General features: G+C 34.4%; 3 protein-coding genes. All 3 read left to right on the top strand.

Translation table 11 applies throughout. The annotated features are described in order from the left end of the window. The first annotated feature begins 396 nt into the window (after positions 1–396). Positions 397–1422 (top strand): extracellular solute-binding protein, encoded by a 1026-nt coding sequence (locus WG67_RS03840; protein ID WP_070356938.1) that lies wholly within the window; start codon positions 397–399, stop codon positions 1420–1422. A 203-nt stretch (positions 1423–1625) separates the two neighbouring features. Then, positions 1626–2513: an aspartate carbamoyltransferase catalytic subunit gene (locus WG67_RS03835; protein WP_070356937.1), complete on the top strand. Its 888-nt coding sequence runs from the start codon at positions 1626–1628 to the stop codon at positions 2511–2513. A gap of 949 nt (positions 2514–3462) precedes the next feature. Next, positions 3463–3845, top strand: a 383-nt coding sequence (gene lepB, locus WG67_RS08580; protein ID WP_458694908.1) for a signal peptidase I, incomplete at its 3' end; no start/stop codon positions are given.

Below are 3845 nucleotides of genomic sequence, written 5' to 3'. Positions count from 1 at the left end.
CCACTCCGCTGAACGGATACAATTTACTAAACAGAAAAAAAGGCAAAAGAAACCCTAGGGTAGCTAGTTATTCACTATCCATTTTTTAAGTTGGCGTTTTTTAATGTTTTAAATAGCGCATTTCAGCTTATATTAGGTAAAAACCTAGAAATTTTATAAAGAAATAAGGTGCACATAGTGCAAAAAATTAAGCATGATTTACGCCAAATACATTAAGTTTTTTGTCATTAATCCACTGCAGAGATTGCGAAGATAAATAAATAGCTTCAGTGTTATAATAAGGGGGCTGGCGAAGCTTGTCAAGGAAGTTTTTATGATTTATCTAACGAACTTTACACTTGCTAAAGTTGTACCATCTTGGTAACTTTAACTGAAAGAAGTTATTTTTTATCCAATATGAAAAAAGCCTTTATATTCACATCCTTAATAGCAATTATATTGATAGTTATTACTTATTTATACAGAAACGACGGAACTAATGACTCACAAGTGGTAAATGTTTATTCATCGCGCAAAGAAGAATTAGTACGTACTTTGTTTGATGAATTCACGAAAAATACAGGTATTAAAGTACGTTACATCATTGATGATTATTCTCAGCTATTTTCACGAATGGAAAACGGTGGTGAAGCTGACTTATTTTTGACTGCTGATGCAATCAACTTAATTCTAGCAAAAAAAAGAGGACTTTTATCTCAAGTAGATTCAGAGGTTTTAAAAAGTGTTATACCTGCAAGATTTAGAGACAGTGAAGATTATTGGTTTGGTCTTACAAAAAGAGCTAGGATATTGGTTTACAATAAAGAGTCAGTAGACCCTAAGGACTTAAGTACTTATGAAGATTTAGCAAATGAAAAATGGAAAGGAAAAATATTAGTGCGTTCTTCTACAAGTCCATATAACAGATCGTTAATTGCTTTTATGATTGCAAATAATGGTTTTGAAAAGACGAAAGAATGGGTAAGCGGAATTGTGAGCAATATGGCAAGAAAACCAAGTGGTGGTGATACTGATCAAATTTACGCCGTAGCAGCGGGTGAGGGAGATGTTGCAATAGTAAACAGCTACTACTTTGCGAGAATTCTTTCATCAGAAAATAAAAAGAATGTTGCAGACAAGCTAGGGGCTTTTTTTCCTAATCGCAACGATCACGGTGTAATGGTAAACATCAGTGGTGCAGCAGTAACAAAAAACGCAAAAAACAGGGAAAATGCTATAGTCTTATTGGAATTTTTAGTAAGCAAGCAGGCTCAAGAGTTATACGCTAAAAAAAACCAAGAATATCCTATTATTGAAGGCGTTGAAACTTCCGATATACTAAAATCTTGGGGAAATTATTCACAAAGTGATTTGCCTCTAAGTGAACTTGAGAAGCATCTTTTTGAGGCTGTTATGATAGCGGATGAGTGTAAGTGGAAGTAATCCCCAGCGCCACTAAACATTGGGATGAAAGATTTATGCTAATATACCTTACTCTTGACTCGCTGAACTTTTTCTTCCTTCTAACTTAATTTTGACTTTACTATCTTTTTCCGTTCTTTCACCAAAACAATTGCTGCACAAGAAGTCTATTGAAAAAAGGTAATAAGAAAGTAGAATAGGTTCAAGTAGTTGAAAAGGAAACTATGAACAAGAGAAGGAATTTGTTAAACATCTCAGACCTTACAGTCGATGATGTAGAAAATATAACTAAGTTGGCCAACCAGTACCTTAAAAAAGAAGTTGCAAATAGTCATATCTTGGAAAATAAGACAGTAATAAATTTATTCTTTGAAGATTCAACGCGTACACTTGCGTCTTTTGAAATAGCAGCAAAAAGCCTTGGAGCAAATGTTGTAACTTTGCCAATAAGATCTTCTTCTATTAACAAGGGAGAAGATCTAAAAGACATGATCAAAACATTAAATGCAATGAATCCTGATTACATAATAATCAGGCATAAAAGTAGTGGTATCATTAATACACTGGCAAAGTATGTTAACTGCTCGCTAATCAATGCAGGCGATGGAAGTAGTGAACATCCAACTCAAGCTCTTGCAGACTATCTTGTAATCAGCAATCACAAAAAGCAAATAAAGGACCTCAAAGTTGTGATATGTGGAGATATTCTGCACAGTAGAGTTGCAAGATCAAATATAAGATTGCTAAAAATGTTTGGAGCAGAGATAAACTTGGTCGCACCACCAACTTTGATTTGTAAGCATTTTCCTGAAGTAGATTCAGTCCATTATTCATTAATTGAAGGTATAAAGGATGCTGACGTAATTATGCTTTTGAGATTGCAGAAAGAGCGCATGAATAATAGTTCTTCAGAGAAAGAATATTTTTATTTGTATGGACTTGATTCACAAAAGCTATCATACGCAAAACCAGATGCGATTGTTATGCACCCAGGGCCAATAAACAGAGGGATTGAGATTAGCGGCGATGTAGCAGATTGTGTTATTTTACAGCAAGTAGAATTTGGATTGGCAATACGTAAGGCAGTGTTGCACTATTATAGGCCTTGCTAATATTAAAAGATGCTACACAACTAATGCAAAAAGGGGGGGCATGAAATGACAAGGCTTGTAAATGGTTTGAGAATGGCCATTAAGATGTTAAGGCCGAGGATATGGTGTGGAAGTTTTTACGAAAGCCTGAAGTCAATCAACAACCTTGCAGAACGGCAAATTAGACGGCTATCGTAAAAACAGCTTTTTCACCTGGTCGGAACATGGAGAAAGATTTGTGGAAAGAATGTTGTCGATATTTTTGACATCACGTCTCAATGGCCAAAATCCCTTCCAAAAGTTACGACTGCTTAGTTCTTTATTCATTCTCACAATCCGTGAACGGTTACAACCTAGATTCCAGTGGGCTTTGTTGCATCGCTAGCTATGATGGATTAAAGATAAAAAAGATAGGGAATATCAGTAGCTTATTATTCTGGTATTTATAACAAGAACGGTCAATGAATACCTAAATTTGAGTAAAAGAAATTTCACTACCATTTACCAATCCGGCTAAAATTCAAGAATTTCAATGCTTTAGCTATTTTCAATAGAATTAAATTTATTAATATAAATAACAAATTACTATTCTTAAATTTGATCAGATTGATTGCAAAAAAACAAGATTTTCAATAGGTTGCTTATAATCCTAACTATAGTTAGCCTTTCATAAGTAGCGATGCAACAAAGCCATTCCAGTGTCAGCTACTTTCATAACACCATATTACCTTAACAAAAGCAAATGTTTGTACAGATGTGCATCAGCTACTTTCATCTGCCACCTGCAAATTGCAATGTTCGTACAGTTATGTGTCACGCTACTTGGATGACACCGTTGAAAGAAATGAACCGCCTTTTCAAAATTGTTTTGAATAGAGGAATAACATTCACAAGTAAAATTTCATATTACCATTTTTTAATTTATGTATTATAATAAGCTTAATCTATAAGAAAAACAAAGTTGGAAAAGTTGGAAGAACTAAGCAAAAACTGGGTGATAAGAACGGGAAGATTTTTATCTTCATTGTTTTTTTTACTGTTGATTGCGCTATCAATACGTAGTTTTTTATTCGAGCCATTTCATATACCTTCTGGTTCAATGAAAAGCACCCTACTTGAAGGGGATTACATTTTTACTAGTAAATATTCATACGGTTACAGTAAACACTCCTTTCCATTTTCTCCAAACATTTTTAGCGGCAGGATTTTTTATACCCCTCCAAAGCGTGGCGACATAGTAGTTTTCAAACCCACAAGAAATGACAGCATCAGGTTTGTTAAGCGAGTAATAGGAACACCAGGTGACAAAGTGCAAATGATAGAGGGAGAATTATACCTAAATGATCAGAAAGT

This window comes from Wolbachia endosymbiont of Drosophila incompta (assembly GCF_001758565.1).
GTDB classification, from domain to species: Bacteria; Pseudomonadota; Alphaproteobacteria; order Rickettsiales; family Anaplasmataceae; genus Wolbachia; species Wolbachia pipientis.
Note: the sequence above shows the minus strand (reverse complement) of the source record. Positions and strands in the feature narration are given on the sequence as shown.